Genomic DNA, 20,373 nt, shown 5'->3' on the forward strand with positions numbered 1-20,373 from the left:
TTTCTCTTTTTTATTTGACTCTGGAGTGGGCTCCAAAGTGTAGAGTTTGATCATATCTTTGAGTAAACTTTATCCAGGGGGAGCCCATGTACTCAAATTCAAACAAAAATAGTGCTCATCAGCATAACCACCAGCATGGAAGCTGCTGCGCTACTACCACTTGTCCAGATCAGGCTAAACAGGTTAGTGAGCATTTACATCATCATGAACATGATGATACCTGCTCACATGAACATAACCCTTCCCATGATACACAAGAAACACAAGCGCCTGAGCTTTTGGCAAGTCAACGTTTCAGTTGGGTTGTTAATGGCATGGATTGTCCAAGTTGTGCCCGCAAAATTGAAACCGCGGTCAGCAAAATTCCAGAGGTGAAACAAGCCAAGGTTCTATTTGCTACTGAAAAACTGGTCGTGGATGCCGATATAGATATACGTTCGGCAGTTATCCAAGCCGTTAATCAGGCTGGATTTGACTTACACAACCCAGATTCAAATCAGAAAGCGCCCAAAAGCAGCCGTTGGAAAGAATTTGCACCGATCATCACTCTTTCACTGATGATGCTGATAAGTTGGGGAATCTCCAGCATCAACCCCTCATTTGGCCGTATTGCCTTTATTATCACCACCGTGATTGGATTGGTGCCTATTGTCACCAAAGCCTGGAAACTCATACGATCAGGCACGCCATTCGCCATTGAAACCTTGATGAGTGTTGCCGCAATCGGTGCGCTATTTATTGATGCCACCGCCGAAGCGGCAATGGTACTGCTGCTGTTTATGCTTGGTGAAATGCTAGAATCCTACGCCGCCGGCCGTGCACGTCGAGGGGTGAGTGCATTGATGGCATTGGTCCCGGAAGAAGCACTGCTGGTAAGAAATGGTGAGAAAAAAACTGTCCCGGTCGCAAATCTACGCCCCGGAGATATTATTGAGGTTGCACCAGGCGGACGTTTACCCACTGATGCTGAATTACTCAGTTCATTCGCCAGCTTTGATGAAAGTGCGCTGACAGGCGAATCTATTCCGGTTGAACACATGCAGGGAGAAAAAGTCCCGGCAGGTTGTCTGTCCGTGGATCGTTCAGTCCAAATGAAAGTGCTGTCTGAACAGGGCAACAATGCCATTGACCGCATTTTGCAACTGATTGAAGAAGCCGAAGAACGCCGCGCACCGATTGAGCGCTTTATTGACCGTTTCAGCCGAATTTACACTCCGCTGATTATGCTGTTCTCTGCGTTGGTTATCATTATTCCACCCATTGTATTCAGCCAACCTTGGGAAACATGGATCTACCGTGGTCTTACTTTGCTACTGATCGGTTGCCCTTGTGCTCTAGTGATTTCCACACCCGCCGCAATTACCTCTGCCCTTGCAGCAGCAACCCGCCGAGGGGCCTTGATTAAAGGGGGTGCGGCGCTGGAGCAATTGGGGCTAATTACCACAATCGCTTTTGATAAAACCGGTACGCTGACCGCCGGTAAACCACAAGTCACAGATATACAACCAGCAGAAAATATCAGCGAATCTCAATTATTAACTTTAGCTTCCGCAGTAGAAAGCGGCTCCCACCACCCACTGGCTAAAGCCATTTTGCAATACGCAGAAAGTAAAAACGTTAATATTACCGAAGCTGAACAGCGTAAAGCATTAGCGGGGGTAGGTGTTGAAGGTCAGTTAGACGGTAAACGTATTCTCGTCAGTGCGCCCGGAAAACTGCCAGAAAACACGTTATCTGATCGTTGGAAACAAAGAATTGTTCAGTTAGAAGATTGCGGTAAAACTGTTGTTGCCGTGATGCATGATGAACAATTTGCCGGCCTTATCGCAATGCAAGATACGTTACGTCAAGATGCAATTGATGCTATCCGTTTACTGAAAGATCAAGGCATTAAATCAGTGATGTTGACGGGAGATAACCCACGTGCAGCAACTGCAATTGCAGGTCAGTTAGGAATAGATTTCCGCGCCGAATTAATGCCGGAAGATAAAGTCAAAGCTGTTATGAAGCTGAATAAAGATCATAACACAATGATGGTCGGTGACGGCATCAACGACGCACCCGCAATGAAAGCTTCCAGTATCGGTGTAGCAATGGGAAGTGGAACCGATGTCGCGCTGGAAACCGCAGACGCAGCATTAACTCATAACCGCCTGACAGGTTTATCGGAAATCATCACCCTTTCCCGCGCAACGCACAATAATATCCGCCAAAATATTGCGATTGCCCTGGGGCTAAAAGGGATCTTCCTCGTCACCAGCCTATTGGGTATCACAGGCTTGTGGATGGCAGTATTGGCGGATTCTGGTGCAACCGCTCTTGTGACAGCAAACGCGGTAAGGTTATTGAGGATTAAACTGAAATAATGAAAATCGTCTAGCTATTTAAGGATATGAGTCTTATTTCCGGCTCATATCCTGTGCTATAGCCAGATAAGTTCAGTGGTGAAAACTCATTGGCATTCAAAGGCACGGTAGAAAAACAAAAACGTTCATTTCTCAACTCGGCGGTTATATTCAGAATTGATTCTCTTTTTTTCTAACCAGATAGCGATAAGGCATTTGTTCCGTTTCTTGAGCAACTAACTGGTGCTCCATAAAACGGCAAAAACTGGGAATATCACGCGTAGTTGCCGGATCATCAGCAAGAATTAATAACATCTGTCCTGCTTCCATATGACGCACGGTTTTCCGCACCATCATTACTGGTTCAGGACAGCGAAGCCCTTGTGTATCAAGGGTCTTGTCTGGATTAGTAAACACATCGGGCATAACTTATCTCTACAATTTCAGGCAAACTATAAAACTGGATTATATTATAAAAAAACCAGCAAAAATTAACTTTACATACGGCATTTTGAATTCGTGTACAACCGACGTATCATGTGAGGCGCCGTCCGTTAAAACGGCGGATCTTTCATTGGGTTCCCTCACCCCATTATCCAAAAAGGTACAATATGTTTTCATCAGCTACGATTATACAACAGCGAACTACTGCTTTAATTTGGCTTTCGTTATTTCATATTCTGATTATTATTTCCAGTAATTATCTGGTGCAACTACCTGTCTCTATTTTCGGTTTTCATACCACTTGGGGAGCCTTTACTTTCCCATTTATTTTTCTTGCAACCGATTTGACGGTTCGTATCTACGGCGCACCACTGGCAAGGCGAATCATCACTACCGTAATGATCCCCGCTTTGCTGATCTCTTATATTATTTCTGCTCTATTTTTCCAAGGAAAGTGGCAAGAGTTTACTGCGCTGTCTGAATTCAATCTCTTTGTTGCCCGTATTGCCTGCGCCAGCTTTATGGCTTATTTCCTTGGGCAGATACTGGATGTATACGTCTTCAATCGTCTGCGCCGGAGACGTAATTGGTGGGTCGCTCCCGCAGCGGCTATGTTTTTCGGCAATTTACTTGATACCATTGCCTTTTTCTCTATCGCTTTCTATCACAGTACCGATGCTTTCATGGCGGCTAACTGGATCGAGATTGGGCTAGTAGATTATTGCTTTAAATTATTAATCTGCTTACTCTTTTTTCTACCCGCTTACGGCATTTTGTTGAACCTGATTCTCAAGTATTTCTTTGCCTATAAAACTAACAACACCCACATTCAAGTTCGCTGATCTTTATACGCCCAGCAAATACCTGTCCAACCCACTAGCTTCCCCAAACGCAGCCAGGCCCAATGGAGAAAAAGGGCCTGTTCCAGTACAGAGATCCGGGCATAGATCAAAAAAACACACATTTCCCACGACAAAATGGGCATAACAACTTTATTTATCCATAACCAACCATTAATTTTTATAGGTGGTGTTAGTCTGTTAAGTAATTTAAGTACTTTTTTCATCCGAAGACAGTTTACTGGTCTGTCACATTTTGCTCCCTGTTTGTTAAGAAAATTTATACAGCAAGCAGATATTGATTTTCCACAAAAGGAGTAGTTTTATGCTGAAAATTATTCAATCCCCATCCAAATATATTCAAGGACCTGATGCCCTGCTCCATATTGGTAAATACACAAAAACCATCGCCGATCACGTTTTGGTTATCATCGGTAATTCCGCGATGAAATTGGTGGGAGATACCGTTCATAACAGTCTGGAACAGTATGAAATCACCCGTCATTTTGAACTGTTTGGCGGCGAATGTAGTCGGGATGAGATTAAACGCCTGTCTGACATTCTTAAAAAACATGAATGCCAAGCCGTTATTGGTATCGGTGGCGGCAAAGTACAAGATACCGCAAAAGCGGTCGCTTACGAATCCAGATTACCTGTTCTGATTGCCCCCACTATCGCTTCCACTAATGCCCCAACCAGTGCTCTCTCTGTTATTTACAGCGATGATGGCAAATATGAAGACTATCTGTTTCTCCCAACAAACCCAGATATTGTCCTAATCGATACCAACATTATCGCTAAAGCCCCAACCCGTTTTCTCATTGCCGGAATTGGCGACGCACTGGCAACTTACTTCGAAGCCCGCATTTGTGGCTCCGGCCATAAACCTCGAATGACAGATGGAGGGATATCCCGTACCGCAATAGCCCTCTCTCATCTCTGTTACGAAACTTTGTTGGAAGAAGGCTATAAAGCAAAACTGGCTGTTGAAGCCGACGTCAGTACACCTGCGGTGGAAAATGTCATCGAAGCTATTACTTACTTAAGCGGCCTAGGCTTTGAAAATACGGGTGTAGCCGCCGCTCATTCAGTACACAATGGCTTTACTGTATTGGAAGAATGCCACCACATGTACCACGGCGAAAAAGTCGCCTTCGGGATATTAGTTCAACTAATACTGGAAAATAGCCCAAATGAAGAATTAGATACTTTACTTGATTTCTGTGTACAGATGGGACTACCGGTTACTCTGGATCAACTTGGCGTGAAAGATGGTGAAAAACTGAAAGAAAAAGTGATGGCAGTAGCGAAAGCGAGTTGTGCCGAGGACGAAACCATTCACAACATGCCTTTTGAAGTGACACCGGAAAAAGTGTACTCCGCTATTATGGCTGCTGACCGGATGGGACGCGACTGGCTGTATTAAATTTGACAAGAGCGGGCAAATTGTCCGCTTTTACTTTTTATTCAAACAACTAAAGTTCGGAAATGAAAAAGGATAATCTTGGCTAATACAATGCATATCCACTGAAAAGCAAATCATTTCTGTTAATACTGCTTGTAGTGAAGTAAAAATCAATCAACTGAGTTGTTGAGCAACGAGAAAACGCACTGTTCAAAATCAGTGCGTTAGGAAACAAATTTATCGAGTCTATTCAGGCCAAAAATTTTCATCCATTATTTGCTCAAACGTCCAAGGACAAGTTTCAGGAAATACACTACGCCTAATATTAGTTTCCCTCTCTGCTGCAATAATGGCATCCCCATAAGCATCAGAGGAAATTTCGCTAAGCTCTGACTTTAAGCTGGGATTTTTTTTAAGACGACGGGATATTTTTCTTCTCTGTTCTTCAATCGTAAGCTTCCAGCTCCGACCTTGCCGTTCAGATTGGAATTGCCATTTTAGGAGGTGAAGAAACAGTACCTCAAGACGAGATTCCAGCTCGTTTCTTTGGCTATTTCCCATACTCTCTATTTCCTCCGAAAGGTTTTCCCTGTCCAATTGATTCAGATTACCGGAACGAAGCAAACCTGCCTGCTCCTGCGTCCAACCATAAAAATCGCTGTCATAACGTGTCGTCATGGGTCCTCCACTTGGTATATCAGCTATACAACTGTATAAATTATGAGTCTGGCAGATTATTGGCATACCGTCAAAACAGTATATTTATCATCAAAATCGATTAGCAACCCATTCACCATAAATTGGAAAAATCCCTTCGTTTAGAAGGATACATACAGAGTAATAAATAGAAGATGCATAAAAACTGTGGTTTTTGTTTGATAAAGAACAAAAACGAACCAAAAACGCTCACCAACAATTAAATAAAGCTCGTTATTGTGACAATGGTCACAATTTCATTGGTAAATCACATTTTAAAAAGCTAACAAATCACTCAGAATTACCGCCAGGGCAAAACAACTTTAACAACTGAGTGTTGTTTCACAGATAGGTTGAGTGATTTCGACTATCATAATTTTCGTTATGGAAAATAACCACTTACAAAACCTTTCATTTTCCCATCCGGTGTCACCAGTCAACCGGCAAGCTGTTTATATAACCAAAAATGCCATCGGAGGCAAAATATGTTAAGTATTTTCAAGCCGGCACCTCATAGGTCCCGACTGTCAACAGAACAGATAGATCCAGTCTATCGTCGCTTACGCTGGCAAATTTTTATAGGGATCTTCTTTGGTTATGCAGCTTACTATCTGGTAAGGAAAAACTTCACACTTGCAATGCCTTATCTGGTTGAGCAAGGTTTTTCCAAAGGTGAGCTCGGTTTCGCACTATCAGGGATCTCTATCGCATACGGCTTCTCCAAATTCATCATGGGCTCCGTATCCGACCGTTCTAACCCACGAGTCTTCTTACCAGCGGGTCTGATCCTCGCGGCTCTTGTTATGCTGTTTATGGGTTTCGTACCCTGGGCAACTTCCAGTATCACTATCATGTTCGTACTGCTGTTCTTATGTGGTTGGTTCCAGGGTATGGGTTGGCCTCCTTGTGGTCGTACTATGGTGCACTGGTGGTCACAGAAAGAACGTGGCGGTATCGTTTCTATCTGGAACTGCTCACATAATGTTGGTGGTGGCTTACCACCATTGCTATTCCTGTTAGGCATGGCGTGGTTCAATGATTGGAAAGCCGCGCTTTACATGCCGGCTTTCGCCGCCATTCTCCTTGCATTGATTGTGTTTGCCTTAATACGTGACACACCACAATCCTGTGGCTTGCCACCAATAGAAGAGTATAAAAACGACTATCCTTCTGATTATACAGAGAAAAATGAAAAAGAGTTAACAGCTAAACAGATTTTCATGCAGTATGTATTACCGAACAAGCTACTGTGGATGGTTGCTATGGCTAACGTATTTGTTTATCTGCTGCGTTACGGTATTCTCGACTGGTCACCAACCTATCTGCGTGAAGCCAAGCATTTCGCACTAGATAAATCTTCATGGGCTTATTTCCTGTACGAATATGCCGGTATTCCAGGCACGCTACTCTGTGGTTGGATGTCAGACAAAGTATTTAGAGGTAACCGTGGTGCAACCGGTGTGTTCTTTATGACGCTGGTGACTATCGCAACTATCGTATTCTGGTTGAACCCAGCAGGTAACCCTACTGTAGATATGGCTTGCATGTTGATTATTGGCTTCCTTATCTACGGCCCAGTGATGCTAACTGGTCTACATGCCCTTGAGCTGGCGCCAAAGAAAGCCGCTGGTACAGCCGCTGGCTTCACTGGCTTATTTGGTTACTTAGGTGGCTCTGTTGCTGCAAGTGCCATCATCGGCTACACCGTTGAATTTTTCGGTTGGGATAGCGGCTTTATGGTGATGATTGGTGGTAGTATTTTGTCCGTTATTCTATTGCTAATCGTTACGATTACCGAAAAAAAACATAAACAAGAAATCGCCCAACAACATGGCTAACCTCTGTCATTAAACTGTGACATATCACTGATAATATTAATTAAGCCACAGCATTATATATGCTGCGGCTTTTTTCAGTATCTAAGTTAAGAGATTATGTCAGTCAGTGTTATTAACACAGCCAAACACACAGTTTAATGAGATAAATTTTATCTCATCGCTAAAACGGAGAAACACACATGCAAGCTCCAATCAAGACAATGATAATGGGTATTATTTTAACTTCATCGATGTCAGGCATCACTCAAGCGGCAGATAAGATTGTTATCGCCCATCGAGGCGCGAGTGGATATCTGCCTGAACATACTCTACCGGCTAAAGCCATGGCTTATGCCGAAGGTGCTGACTATCTGGAACAAGATCTGGTCATGACTAAAGATGATGAACTGATAGTCTTACATGACCATTACCTTGATCGTGTCACTGACGTTGCCAATAAATTCCCTGGCCGTGCTCGTCAAGATGGACGCTACTATGCTATCGACTTTACCTTATCCGAAATCAAGTCATTAAAATTCACGGAAGGCTTCGATATTAAAAATAATCAGCAGGTACAGAACTACGTCAATCGTTTCCCGATATGGAAATCTGATTTCCGAATCCACACTTTTCAGGAAGAAATTGAATTTGTTCAGGGATTGAACAAATCTACCGGCAAAAATATCGGTATTTACCCTGAAATCAAAGCACCGTGGTTCCACCAGAAGGAAGGAAAAGATATTTCTACTAAAGTGCTAACCGTGCTGAAAGCGTATGGTTACACCAAGAAAAGCGACAAAGTTTACCTGCAATGTTTTGATACCAACGAACTCAAACGCATCAAAAACGAACTGGAACCCAAGCTAGGCATGGATCTGAAACTGGTTCAACTTATCGCTTACACCGACTGGAATGAAACTTATGAAAAACAATCAGACGGTAAATGGACAAATTACAGCTATGACTGGATGTTCAAGCCAGGTGCTATGAGAGAAGTAGCACAATACGCTGATGGCATCGGCCCTGATTACCATATGATCGTGGCGGAGTATTCCACACCAACCAATATTAAGTTAACTAGTCTGGTAAAAGAAGCTCACACCAATAATCTGGAAGTCCATCCATATTCGATTCGAGTTGATCAACTGCCTAAATACGTCACCAGCGGCGATCAACTTTTCGATATTATTTATAACCAAGCGGATGTAGACGGTGTATTCACCGATTTCCCTGACTTAGGCGTGAAATTCCTACAAAAACAGCATCAACATAAATAAGATGCAAACAGGGCGACTTTTAATCTAGTGCCCTGTTCCTGTTGCTTAACAATTACGCCTTACTTATCGAAAAGGCCATAACATCACTGAGCTTTTCAGCCCCCAAAGCCAACATCACCAAACGATCGACACCAAGCGCCACACCTGCACACTCCGGCATCCCTTGTTTCAGGGCGCCAACCAAATTTTCATCAATCGGTCGAACAGGTAAAACTAACTCTGCGCGTTTACGGTTATCCTGTTCAAAACGCTGACGCTGCTCATGACTATCAGTTAGCTCACGGAAGCCATTTGCCAATTCAACGCCTTTAAAATAGACTTCAAAACGCTCTGCCACCCGATGATCTTCTTTACTGATTTCCGCCAGAGAAGCCTGAGAAGCCGGAAAATGATAGATAAAAGTTGGCTTTTCAGTACCGATATGCGGTTCAACACCAACAGCAAACAAAAGTTGCAATAAAGTATCTCGATCTTCTTCTACATCAGCAATATTACTCAGATCCAATTTGGCGGCGACTTCACGCAACTTTTCTTTCTCTGCTGATAGCGGGTCAATATCCAAATAACGCAGGAAAGCCTGTTGATAAGAGAGTGATTCTGCATTTTCACAGTCAAGGATCTGTTGAAGTAAGTCATCAACTTCATTCATCAGACGATACATATCGTAGTGAGGCCGATACCATTCCAGCATGGTAAATTCAGGATTATGATAACGCCCCGCCTCTTCATTACGGAAGCAGCGACCGAGCTGATAAATAGGGCCGCTTCCTGCCGCCAGCAGGCGCTTCATGTGATATTCCGGGCTTGTCATCAGATAAAGAGTCATACCATCCGCAGCACCTGGACCAACAAACTCCGTCTGAAAAGGAAACAATTGAATATCAGTCACTGTAAACTGACCCATCGCAGGCGTTTCAACTTCCAATACCCCACGATCTGCGAAAAAGCGCCGTATTTCTGCTAAAATAGTCGCTCGTTTCAACAAGTTGGCGATAGGTGCGCTTGGCTGCCAGTTTGCTGTTTCGCTCATGTAAATGACTCCAAAATAAAACCAAACGTGCAGTCTACCTGCATCACACATATCAGACAAATTATTACCGTCAGATAAACAATAAAATAGTGATCGATTTTGCCTGACACAACAAAGCCAATACCAAACAAAACCACTATTTACTCTAACAGAGTTATCAATTTAAAGTGGCAAAATCCGTCCATATTGGTTTTATCAGGTTTAATATAATTAATACCTTTTATGCTAAGCCTAGTCAGATATTTTCCATTATCTGCCTTTAGCGCTATTACATTATCGTCAACATCTTCTACAGTAAACGTAGAAGAAGCATCAATATTCAATTTTGCAGCTTCAATATAATTACCACCAGGCCGTTCAACTCGACTCAAATAGAGCCCATTGTCTGCCCGAAGTGCCATCGTATAAGCATTAAATAGCGTCACTACATACCGTGAAGAAGTACCAAGTGTATATCTTCCAGCCTGGATGTAATTAACCTTTCCTTGACTGAATCGACTCAAATAAAGTCCATTATCTGCCATCAATGCGATAGTGTGCTCTGATAATGCCATCATACCCTCCGTTTAAATATAATTAATTACTTAGAGAATACCATCTAAACCTCATATCAACTTTCTATGATCATAGAAATAAAACTCCCTTATTGAATATATACCCTTCATCTTTCAAGCTGCTGCTTTGTTGGCTGCTTTCACTCACCCCAGTCACATCGTTATCTATGCTCCTGGGGATTCGTTCACTTGCCGCCGCGATACATCTTGAAATCCATAAGGTATATAATTATTAAACAACCAGAAGCAATTGTCATATTTAAATTAAAAGTAAGATATTATCAGAAAATTGAAAAATAATTTAAAACGATAATTATAATATTACCAATACATTAATAATCAAATCATTATGAAATATAATTAATATCTTATCCGGTGTATTAAGTGACTAACTCTATTGTTTTATTATTAAAATAATAGTGGTCAGTTTTACTTGACCACCACAATACTCTATACCCTTCATCTTTCAAGCTGCTGCTTTGTTGGCTGCTTTCACTCACCCCAGTCACATAGTTATCTATGCTCCTGGGGATTCGTTCACTTGCCGCCTCGCTGCAACTCGAAATCTATTAGGTATATAAACAAAAATCATCCATTATCCAATTACAATTTTATAACTTTAAACTGGCAATACAAATCTAAATCGTACTTATCCGGTCTAATATAGTTAAAAATACCACCTGCATTGATCCGACTCAGATATTTACCATTATCTGCACACAAAGCTATTACATTATCGTCGATATATTCTAAAGTAAAATTAGAATAAATATCAACATCTGATTTTGTCGCCGCAATATAATCGCCACCCGCCAGAGAGACCCGACTTAAATAAAGGCCATTGCTTGCACGAAGTGCTATTTTATTGTAACTCAATTGTGTTGCGGAATATTTTGTATAAATATCAATAATAGATTTATTAGCTTCAATAAAATCAAGCCCTCCTCCTCGATCAATTCGGCTTAAATAGCATCCATTATCTGCCTGTAATGCAATAGGACTACTTGATAATCCCATAATATTCTCCTATTTAAATATATTATTTATAGCGCATTAATTTAAACACCTCATTTTACTATTCCTGTAAACATAAAATCTTTTCAATGAATATATACAACTAATACGATTATTAAATACCAAAATATATTTTAGTATTTATTTTGAACAATATAACCATTTAAGACTTAATTATAACATTCATTAAACATAAATAACTTTCACATTTAAATTATAAAACCATAAACTATAAATAAAAATTCATTTGAAATTATTAATTGCAATATTATAAAAATAAAATCCCCAAATCCTATTGCATTTAAGTAATTTCTGACATCAGCAAAAAACAACAGAAAAATCAAATTCACATTGTATAGCCTTGATGCTCAGTTCCATTATGAGCTCTCCTATTCTCCTTAGATAATAACGCTATCGATCAATGCCTAATAAAGTAACTAATTCTTGACTCAGATCAAGTTTTAGTGAGCAAATCCAACAAAATACCCTTTCATATCAAATTTCCTTTATTTGCAATTCGTTATACTTAATTTCATACAGAAAGTAATAAATAGTTACCCATTAACCACCGAATTTTACCTACAGAATTTTGCTATATAAGAAACAATAACAACAACATGGTAGGAAAGTTACGACGATTTTGCTGACTAATTAATTTCACTTAAACAATGGAGAAGCACAGTGCAAATCTTTAATGCCGATCTCGCTATTATCGGAGCCGGAGGCGCTGGTCTACGTGCCGCAATTACCGCCGCTGAAGCTAATCCTCAAATGAAGATTGCTCTGATCTCAAAAGTTTACCCAATGCGTAGTCACACAGTGGCAGCAGAAGGTGGATCAGCAGCCGTCACCCAAGCTCACGACTCCTATGACTTCCATTTCAACGACACAGTATCCGGTGGTGACTGGTTATGCGAGCAAGATGTTGTTGAATATTTCGTCGAACATTGCCCGACAGAAATGATCCAACTAGAACAGTGGGGCTGTCCGTGGAGCCGTAAAGAAGATGGTTCCGTCAATGTGCGTCGTTTCGGTGGTATGAAGATAGAGCGTACCTGGTTCGCTGCGGATAAAACTGGCTTCCACATGTTACATACGCTATTCCAAACCTCTTTTAAGTATCCTCAAATTCAACGCTTTGATGAGCATTTTGTCCTCGATATTCTGGTGGATGAAGGACAAGCACGCGGCTTGGTTGCACTAAATATGATGGAAGGCACCAAAATTCAGATTAGGGCTAATGCCGTTATTATGGCAACCGGTGGCGCAGGCCGTGTATACCGTTACAATACCAACGGCGGTATCGTGACCGGTGATGGTATGGGCATGGCATTCCGTCACGGCGTACCACTGCGTGATATGGAATTTGTTCAATATCATCCAACCGGCCTGCCAGGTTCCGGTATCCTAATGACAGAAGGTTGTCGTGGTGAAGGCGGAATTCTGGTCAACAAAGATGGCTACCGCTATTTACAAGATTATGGCCTCGGCCCTGAGACTCCATTAGGCAAACCTGAAAACAAATATATGGAACTGGGTCCCCGTGACAAAGTCTCTCAGGCTTTCTGGCATGAATGGCGGGCCGGTCGTACTCTTTCAACTCCGCGTGGCGATGTGGTTTATCTGGATCTACGCCATTTGGGAGAGAAGAAATTACTTGAACGCCTACCCTTCATCTGTGAACTGGCAAAAGCGTATGCCGGTGTTGATCCCGTTAAAGAGCCCATTCCGGTCCGACCTACCGCACATTACACTATGGGCGGTATCGAAACTGACCAGAAATGTGAAACCCGTATTAAAGGGCTGTTCGCTGTTGGTGAATGTTCTTCTGTTGGCCTGCATGGTGCAAACCGCCTTGGTTCCAATTCTCTGGCTGAATTGGTGGTCTTTGGCCGTCTGGCTGGTGAAGAAGCAGTAAAACATGTTCAACAAACCAAACCTGTTAATGACCGCGCATTGGATGCCCAAGCACGTGATGTAGTCGCACGTTTGAACAACTTACTGAAACAGGAAGGGGCGGAAAGTTGGTCAAAAATCCGTGATGAAATGGGTATCTCAATGGAAGAAGGCTGCGGTATCTATCGTACTCCTGAACTCATGCTAAAAACGATCGATAAGATCACTGAACTAAAAGATCGCTTTAAACGGGTGAAGATCACTGATAACACCAATGTGTTCAATACTGATCTACTGTACACCATTGAGCTAGGCTTTAGCCTGGATGTGGCTGAATGTATGATTCACTCCGCAATAAACCGTCAAGAGTCCCGTGGCGCTCATCAACGTTTAGATCAAGAGTGTACCGAACGTGACGATGAAAATTTCCTAAAACATACGCTTGCTTTCTATAAGCCTGGAGGTGTCCCTCACCTGGAATACAGCGATGTAAAAATCACCAAATCCACACCCGCAAAACGTGTATACGGCGGTGAAGCCGCGGCACAAGAGAAAAAGGATAAGGAGCAGGAGAATGGTTGATATGAACACCCTGAGAATGGAGGTCATGCGCTATAACCCGGAAAGTGACCATAAACCCCATTTTGCAACCTATGAGATTCCTTATGATGAGCAGACTTCTCTACTTGATGCCCTAGGTTACATTAAAGACAATCTCGCTCCCGATCTCTCTTACCGCTGGTCTTGCCGTATGGCTATCTGTGGCTCTTGCGGCATGATGGTTAACCGCGTGCCCAAACTGGCCTGTAAAACCTTCCTGCGTGATTATCCTCAAGGAATGAAAGTTGAAGCGCTGGCTAACTTCCCCATTGAACGTGACCTGATAATAGATATGACCCACTTCATTGAAAACCTGGAAGCTATCAAACCATACATCATCGGGAATGACCGTAGACCTTCTGAAGGTCCAAATATTCAAACTCCAGCACAGATGGCAAAATATCATCAATTTTCCGGCTGTATCAACTGTGGCTTATGTTATGCCGCTTGCCCTCAGTTTGGTCTGAACCCTGAATTTATCGGCCCGGCCGCGATCACGCTGGCTCACCGTTACAACCTCGACAACCGCGACCACGGTAAGAAGAAACGTATGCCCCAACTTAATAGCCAGAATGGGGTATGGAGCTGTACATTCGTTGGTTACTGTTCTGAGGTCTGTCCGAAACATGTCGATCCAGCAGCGGCTATCCAACAAGGCAAGATCGAAAGCGCGAAAGACTTCATGATCGCCATGCTAAAACCACAATAAGGGGAGAAAGAAAGTAATGACGACTAAACGCAAACCTTATATCCGCAGCATGGCTCCCAACTGGTGGCAGAAACTGGGCTTTTACCGCTTCTATATTCTGCGCGAAAGTACCGCAGTTACGACTATGTGGTTCAGTATCTTGCTGATATACGGTCTATTCGCTCTAAAAGGTGGCACCCAAAGCTGGGATGAATTTGTCACGTTCCTACAAAATCCCGTCATCCTGCTGATTAATATCACCACTCTGCTAGGTGCTCTGCTGCATACTAAAACCTGGTTCGAGCTGGCGCCGAAGGCAGCTAACGTAGTGATAAAAAGCGAAAAGATGGGACCTGAGCCAGTAATCAAACTGCTATGTGCCGTCACTATTATCGTCACCACGATTATCTTAGGTATAGCCTTACTTTAACTTCAAGGAGGATCTAATGAATCAAATACCTAAACGTTCCGATGAACCGATTTTTTGGGGATTATTTGGTGCCGGTGGTATGTGGGGCGCAATTGTGGCTCCAGCCATTATTTTACTGGTAGCCATCCTTTTACCATTGGGAGTAGCACCGGAAGCGTTAAGTTACGAGCGAATTCTGGCTTTCTGTCAGAGCCTTATTGGTCGTGCGTTCCTATTACTCATGATTATTCTACCGCTATGGTGCGGTGCACACCGTATCCACCACGGTATGCATGACCTGAAAATTCATATCCCTGCGAGTAAATGGATTTTCTACGGCCTGGCAGCAATTCTGAGTATTGTCGCTATCATCGGCGTTTTTACTCTGTAATCGAATAGCAACGAGCCGAAGTTATAAATACTCTCAGCGTAAAGATTTATGTGCGTAAATACATGAAACGTGTAGAAGCTGCACTGCCAAAATGCGAAACTTTTGGAGTGCAGTTCAATATTAACTGGACAATTTCAGCCCGATAATACCGGCGATAATCAGAGCAAAACTTAGAATCCTGGCAAAACTCGCAGATTCACCGAACACTATAATGCCAAAAATAGCAGTACCCACTGCACCTATTCCAGTCCACACCGCATAAGCTGTACCTATTGGTAAGCCTTTCATTGCATAAGCAAGCAACCCCATACTGAGCGCTACAGCACCAGCTGTAATAAGGCTCGGTATCAACCGGGTAAAACCATGAGTATATTTCAGGCCAATCGCCCAGACGACTTCGAATAAACCAGCAATAACAAGAATAAACCAGGACATATCAAAGCCCCATAATAATTGAGAGGTCGTCCCCAGAAAACGGCAGTATATCCAAGTCGTCCCGGATAACCATTAGAAAGAAATAGAGGCAAATTATAATCGCGAAAAGTTGCAGTATCAATAACACAGCATTATGTGTTCAGAAGAAAAACCACAGTCTGCTTCCAGAACTGCGGCTTTCATCGAATACAGTCGGTAATTATTTTACGCGAGAAACGTATTCACCAGAACGGGTATCCACTTTAATCACTTCACCGATTTGAACGAACAGAGGCACTTTAACTACAGCACCAGTACTCAAGGTTGCTGGTTTACCACCCGTCCCTGCGGTATCACCTTTCAGACCTGGATCAGTATCAGTGATTTCTAGTTCAACAAAGTTTGGGGGAGTTACAGAAATAGGCTGACCATTCCACAACGTCAGGATACATTCAGCTTGTTCCACTAACCATTTCGCATTATCGCCAACTGCTTTTTCATCAGCCGCTAACTGTTCGAAGGTTTCGTTATTCATAAAGTGCCAAAACTCACCATCGTTATACAGGTAAGTCAGGTTCATATCCATTACGTCTGCGGCATCTACAGAGTCAGTAGACTTGAACGTTTTTTCTAGTAGTTTGCCAGAAATCAGCTTACGAATACGAGTACGGGCAAACGCCTGGCCTTTGCCTGGCTTAACAAATTCACTCTCAATAACAGAGCATGGCTCGCCATCTAACATGATTTTAAGACCTGAACGGAATTCGTTGGTACTATAAGTAGCCATGGAGACCCTCTAATTTAAACAAAATGGCTTAGCCAAAAAATGGCGCATATTATAACCCCAAAGATCATCATCAGAGAAGACTGGTTGAAACAACTGACAGATGTTATTACCGATCCTGATGAATTATTACAATTATTATCTTTAGATAAACACCCGACATTGAGTAAAGGTAGCGATGCACGTCGCCTGTTTCCATTACGGGTACCTAGAGCTTTCGCTGCCCGTATGCAGGCAAACGATCCTGATGATCCGTTATTACTTCAAGTTATAACGACACCAGAGGAATTCACGCTTACGCCGGGTTTTTCCACCGACCCTCTGGATGAACAACGCAGTGCTGTCCCCGGTCTATTACATAAATACCGTAATCGCGCACTGTTGCTAGTTAAAGGAGGATGTGCGGTTAACTGCCGTTATTGCTTCCGACGTCATTTCCCATACGAAGATAACAAAGGTAATAAACGCAATTGGCAACAAGCGTTAGATTACATTCAGCAACATCCTGAACTTGATGAGATTATCTTCTCTGGTGGCGATCCTTTAATGGCAAAAGATCACGAACTTGACTGGTTAATCAGCAATCTGGAAAAGATTTCCCATATCAAACGACTACGTATTCACACTCGTCTGCCTGTGGTTATTCCTGCCCGGATCACAACAACGCTTTGCGATCGACTGGCACAATCGAGATTACAGGTAATCATGGTGACACATATCAATCACGCTAATGAGATCGACCAATCCTTACGGAACAGTATGATGTTGCTGAAACAAGCAGGTATTACGTTACTAAATCAAAGTGTGCTGTTACGCGGTATCAATAATCATCCTGATACTCTGGCTGATTTGAGCAACGCTCTGTTTGATGCAGGTATTCTACCTTATTACATTCACGTGCTGGATAAAGTACAAGGAGCCGCTCATTTTGCGATCAGCGATGAAGAAGCCAAGAGGCTTATCCGGGAATTACTGACAAAAATTTCAGGTTATTTAGTACCACGTCTGGCAAGGGAAATCGGCGGAGAGCCGAGTAAGACACCTCTTGATTTGGGATTAAGACAAAAGTGACAAAAAATTCATGCCCGGATACTTTTCAGCCGGGCATACCATTCAAATTCTGAATGCTATTACTAGCATTTATAGACCTGACCAATCATCTTACTGTCCAATGGAGCAAAGCTCGATAACAGGCTTTCACTCGGACTGGTGACTCCATATATCACATTTCCCCCCATGACTGCGGCTTTATTGCGTAAATCATTGGCTGCCCCACGCATTGAGCTGCTTTCATTACTTACACCAGTCATCCAATTGCTTTGAGTACCTGTTACTTCACCTAATAACTGACACTCACTGCCGGGCTTAGTATCAACAAATCGAACCTGTGAACCACCAGAAGTTAATTGGTTAGTGGTTGTACACCCTGCCAATAGTAACAATACTGAAGCACTGAGCAAAACTTTAATTCGCATGTTTTTCCTCACTCATTGTTGGAAATTCGACAATTAATCATCAATATACCTTGTTGTACACCAATATCGCAAAAAATAATTTATAAAGTCATCCTTCAGTAAAGTGTTTAGGTCAAAAATATTTTATACCAAGGTGAATACAGTAAGAAAATAGACAAAAATGATCGAATAAATAACATGAATAAGTTTGATAAATGCTTTATCTTCAAAAAACATAACTCATTAATCAATACATAAATTATCTATCCAAAAAGCCTTTTATACCCTTCATCTTTCAAGCTGCTGCTTTGTTGGCTGCTTTCACTCACCCCAGTCACATAGTTTATCTATGCTCCTGGGGATTCGTTCACTTGCCGCCGCGCTGCAACTCGAAATCTATTAGGTATATCCATTATATTGAAGACCAAATAGAACACTAAAAATACTATAAGCGCAAAACCTAGCACCTGTAATTTAAAAAAATTTATCCGCAATATTAAATTTCCCGTTGGCATATTTATGTTTTTTTCTATCGGGTAAATTCAACTCCCATGTTGTAAATGATATTAAACTTAACCTACCTCGCTAAAAATACTATTAAAACCTCTGACAACAGTTTTGAGTTGACAATATCTCACGACAATTTTTTATTGAGCAATTATCTGACGTTATATCCCATAAAAACTCCACCGGTTAATAGGGTTAAAAGGTTATACTTATATGAATTTCAGGTGAATCTTATTCTGTGTAAATAATGATACTTTTTTAACATGGATTCAAGAAACTGAGTCCCATTTGGATAGAAATACCTCCATTGACACCACGATAATGCGCCATCAAACATTTTCGTGGCATCATAATCATATTTTTCGACTATCACCATCCATCACCAATGTGGATACGCTCTGTCAGATAATCCAGGAATACCCGTACCCGTGATGGGAGTTGCCTACCTTGGCCGACAAAAACTGCATATATTTCTTCCTTATCGCCAGGATTATAGTTCTCAAGGACAGGTAACAACAAACCGGCCTGAATATCAGCATTCACATGGAAACGAGCCAATCGTGCTAAGCCAAGTCCTGCTATTGCGGCTTTACGCATGGTTTCTCCATCACCAAGTAGCAAGTTCCCTGAAGGCAATTGTTGCCCCCACTCTTCCGAATCGATGAAAGGCCAAGCTTTCATATGACGGGTAAAACCAAAACCAAGTCGATTGTAGCGCCCTAGGTCGCTAGGCATAGAGGGTATCCCCATCCTTTCAAGGTATGAAGGAGATCCTACCACAACCATTCGACTTGCCCCCAACTTGCGTACCATGAGACATGAATCGTCCAGAGGGCCGGTACGAATCGCCACATCGCTACGATCATCAAGTAAATCCACTATCAAGTCACATAATGAGATGTCGAGTGTGATCTCTGGGTAGCGTTGCAGGAAATCCGGTAGTAAAGGCATCAAGCAATGTTTTCCAAACGCAACATGACAATTCACACGTATCCGTCCACGTAGCGCGGTTCCCTGATTTGCTTCTTGTTCTGCGGCTATGATGTCCTCCAAAATTCTGACACTACGTTCATAGAAAACAGAACCCTCAGCCGTTAACTGAAGTTTACGTGTCGTTCTATTCAACAGCCGTACACCAAGTCGCATCTCCAGTCGATTGATAAGCTTACTGACTGCTGATGGCGTCATGTCGAGCTTACGAGCGGCGGCGGAGAGACCTTCCGACTCAATTACCTGAACGAATACAGCCATTTCCGTGGATCGATTAAATTTGTGCATAGATATTTGAATTTTTTTCCAAAGTACTATGAATAAATGAATTCTAGTCTAATAAGCTCATTTTTTCTAAACTTAAGGAGATATTTTTTTCTTAGGAATTTTCCCTATGTTAAATCGTTTTTATAACTTAATACCTTAAATCGCTTTTTAAGCTAATGAAGAGGACAATCACTTTGTTAAAGCCGCAGCTTCACATGGTTCAGGAGCAAGAACATAAACAGTGTTGTACAAACTTTTAATCACGAATACAGCGGTATTACAGAGGAAAGCAGGGAAAGAGAACGTTATAACAAGAGCGGCCTCTTGTATCGTTTATCGGAACGTCAGCAAAAACAAAGCTGTCGGGAAAGCAGTTCAGCTATCCTAGTGGACTTATCACTCAATAGACACGGTACCAATTCATCACAATATTGGGAGCAACACCATGGGGAACAACATCGCTTCAACGTGTATTTTTCATATATTACGGGAATACGGGCTTTCATCCCTATCTGAAGTCAGAGCCCATACGGAGACCGATATCCAGGCTGA

Annotated in this window: 19 protein-coding genes; 10 read left to right on the plus strand and 9 right to left on the minus strand. The window is 42.3% G+C overall.

All coding sequences use genetic code 11. The features are described 5' to 3' along the window. Positions 1–86: 86 nt before the first annotated feature. Positions 87–2,366, plus strand: coding sequence for a zinc/cadmium/mercury/lead-transporting ATPase (locus D3222_RS07645; protein WP_118985627.1), 2,280 nt, complete (start codon positions 87–89; stop codon positions 2,364–2,366). 150 nt (positions 2,367–2,516) lie between these two features. On the opposite strand, the gene tusA is transcribed toward D3222_RS07645, so the two are convergent. Then, positions 2,517–2,771 carry a sulfurtransferase TusA gene (gene tusA / locus D3222_RS07650; protein WP_049582752.1) on the minus strand — a complete coding sequence of 85 codons (255 nt, stop codon included), beginning with the start codon at positions 2,769–2,771 and terminating at the stop codon, positions 2,517–2,519. Positions 2,772–2,956: 185 nt separating this feature from the next. Here tusA and D3222_RS07655 point away from each other — a divergent pair, with 185 nt between their 5' ends. Continuing rightward, on the plus strand, positions 2,957–3,631 hold the full coding sequence (locus D3222_RS07655) for a 7-cyano-7-deazaguanine/7-aminomethyl-7-deazaguanine transporter (protein ID WP_118985628.1): 675 nt from the start codon (positions 2,957–2,959) through the stop codon (positions 3,629–3,631). A 322-nt stretch (positions 3,632–3,953) separates the two neighbouring features. Then, on the plus strand, positions 3,954–5,054 hold the full coding sequence (locus tag D3222_RS07665; RefSeq protein WP_118985630.1) for a glycerol dehydrogenase: 1,101 nt from the start codon (positions 3,954–3,956) through the stop codon (positions 5,052–5,054). Between the two features lie 225 nt (positions 5,055–5,279). On the opposite strand, the gene D3222_RS07670 is transcribed toward D3222_RS07665, so the two are convergent. Beyond that, the gene (locus D3222_RS07670) at positions 5,280–5,711 is read right to left on the minus strand and encodes a DUF29 domain-containing protein (RefSeq protein ID WP_118985631.1); all 432 of its coding nucleotides are present in this window, start codon (positions 5,709–5,711) and stop codon (positions 5,280–5,282) included. A gap of 503 nt (positions 5,712–6,214) precedes the next feature. On the opposite strand from D3222_RS07670, the gene glpT reads away from it, so the two are divergent. Together glpT and glpQ are read left to right on the plus strand one after the other, a co-directional pair. Next, positions 6,215–7,567: a glycerol-3-phosphate transporter gene (gene glpT / locus D3222_RS07675; protein ID WP_118985632.1), complete on the plus strand. Its 1,353-nt coding sequence runs from the start codon at positions 6,215–6,217 to the stop codon at positions 7,565–7,567. A 179-nt stretch (positions 7,568–7,746) separates the two neighbouring features. After that, the gene (glpQ, locus tag D3222_RS07680) at positions 7,747–8,823 is read left to right on the plus strand and encodes a glycerophosphodiester phosphodiesterase (protein ID WP_118985633.1); all 1,077 of its coding nucleotides are present in this window, start codon (positions 7,747–7,749) and stop codon (positions 8,821–8,823) included. 52 nt (positions 8,824–8,875) lie between these two features. Here the strand turns inward: glpQ and epmA are convergent, their stop codons facing one another. From epmA to D3222_RS07695, 3 genes are all read right to left on the minus strand, one after another. Then, positions 8,876–9,853, minus strand: coding sequence for an elongation factor P--(R)-beta-lysine ligase (gene epmA, locus D3222_RS07685; protein WP_118985634.1), 978 nt, complete (start codon positions 9,851–9,853; stop codon positions 8,876–8,878). A 140-nt stretch (positions 9,854–9,993) separates the two neighbouring features. After that, positions 9,994–10,407 carry a fascin domain-containing protein gene (locus D3222_RS07690; protein WP_118985635.1) on the minus strand — a complete coding sequence of 138 codons (414 nt, stop codon included), beginning with the start codon at positions 10,405–10,407 and terminating at the stop codon, positions 9,994–9,996. 603 nt (positions 10,408–11,010) lie between these two features. Further along, a complete protein-coding gene (locus D3222_RS07695; RefSeq protein WP_118985636.1) occupies positions 11,011–11,424 on the minus strand; it encodes a fascin domain-containing protein in 414 nt (137 codons plus the stop codon). A 678-nt stretch (positions 11,425–12,102) separates the two neighbouring features. Between D3222_RS07695 and frdA the strand changes: the two genes are divergently transcribed. Genes frdA through frdD form a run of 4 tightly spaced genes read left to right on the plus strand, consistent with a single transcriptional unit; the run spans position 12,103 to position 15,405 of the window. Then, positions 12,103–13,899: a fumarate reductase (quinol) flavoprotein subunit gene (gene frdA / locus D3222_RS07700; RefSeq protein ID WP_118985637.1), complete on the plus strand. Its 1,797-nt coding sequence runs from the start codon at positions 12,103–12,105 to the stop codon at positions 13,897–13,899. Continuing rightward, entirely contained in the window at positions 13,892–14,626 is a 735-nt protein-coding gene (locus D3222_RS07705; RefSeq protein ID WP_118985638.1) for a succinate dehydrogenase/fumarate reductase iron-sulfur subunit, read from the plus strand. Before frdA ends, D3222_RS07705 begins: the two co-directional genes overlap by 8 nt. 16 nt (positions 14,627–14,642) lie before the next feature. Then, on the plus strand, positions 14,643–15,035 hold the full coding sequence (frdC, locus tag D3222_RS07710) for a fumarate reductase subunit FrdC (RefSeq protein WP_118985639.1): 393 nt from the start codon (positions 14,643–14,645) through the stop codon (positions 15,033–15,035). Between the two features lie 16 nt (positions 15,036–15,051). Further along, a complete protein-coding gene (gene frdD / locus D3222_RS07715) occupies positions 15,052–15,405 on the plus strand; it encodes a fumarate reductase subunit FrdD (RefSeq protein WP_118985640.1) in 354 nt (117 codons plus the stop codon). 120 nt (positions 15,406–15,525) lie between these two features. On the opposite strand, the gene sugE is transcribed toward frdD, so the two are convergent. Together sugE and efp are read right to left on the minus strand one after the other, a co-directional pair. Beyond that, on the minus strand, positions 15,526–15,840 hold the full coding sequence (gene sugE, locus D3222_RS07720) for a quaternary ammonium compound efflux SMR transporter SugE (RefSeq protein ID WP_118985641.1): 315 nt from the start codon (positions 15,838–15,840) through the stop codon (positions 15,526–15,528). 199 nt (positions 15,841–16,039) lie between these two features. Next, positions 16,040–16,606: an elongation factor P gene (gene efp, locus D3222_RS07725; protein WP_118985642.1), complete on the minus strand. Its 567-nt coding sequence runs from the start codon at positions 16,604–16,606 to the stop codon at positions 16,040–16,042. A gap of 39 nt (positions 16,607–16,645) precedes the next feature. Here efp and epmB point away from each other — a divergent pair, with 39 nt between their 5' ends. After that, positions 16,646–17,674 (plus strand): EF-P beta-lysylation protein EpmB, encoded by a 1,029-nt coding sequence (gene epmB, locus D3222_RS07730; RefSeq protein WP_118985643.1) that lies wholly within the window; start codon positions 16,646–16,648, stop codon positions 17,672–17,674. A 62-nt stretch (positions 17,675–17,736) separates the two neighbouring features. Here the strand turns inward: epmB and D3222_RS07735 are convergent, their stop codons facing one another. Further along, positions 17,737–18,078, minus strand: coding sequence for a DUF4156 domain-containing protein (locus D3222_RS07735; RefSeq protein WP_157975304.1), 342 nt, complete (start codon positions 18,076–18,078; stop codon positions 17,737–17,739). A gap of 855 nt (positions 18,079–18,933) precedes the next feature. Beyond that, on the minus strand, positions 18,934–19,815 hold the full coding sequence (locus D3222_RS07740; protein ID WP_232832441.1) for a LysR family transcriptional regulator: 882 nt from the start codon (positions 19,813–19,815) through the stop codon (positions 18,934–18,936). Positions 19,816–20,373 lie beyond the last annotated feature (558 nt).

Origin of the sequence: Photorhabdus sp. CRCIA-P01 (genome assembly GCF_003545805.1) — a bacterium.
Taxonomy (GTDB): domain Bacteria; phylum Pseudomonadota; class Gammaproteobacteria; order Enterobacterales; family Enterobacteriaceae; genus Photorhabdus; species Photorhabdus antumapuensis.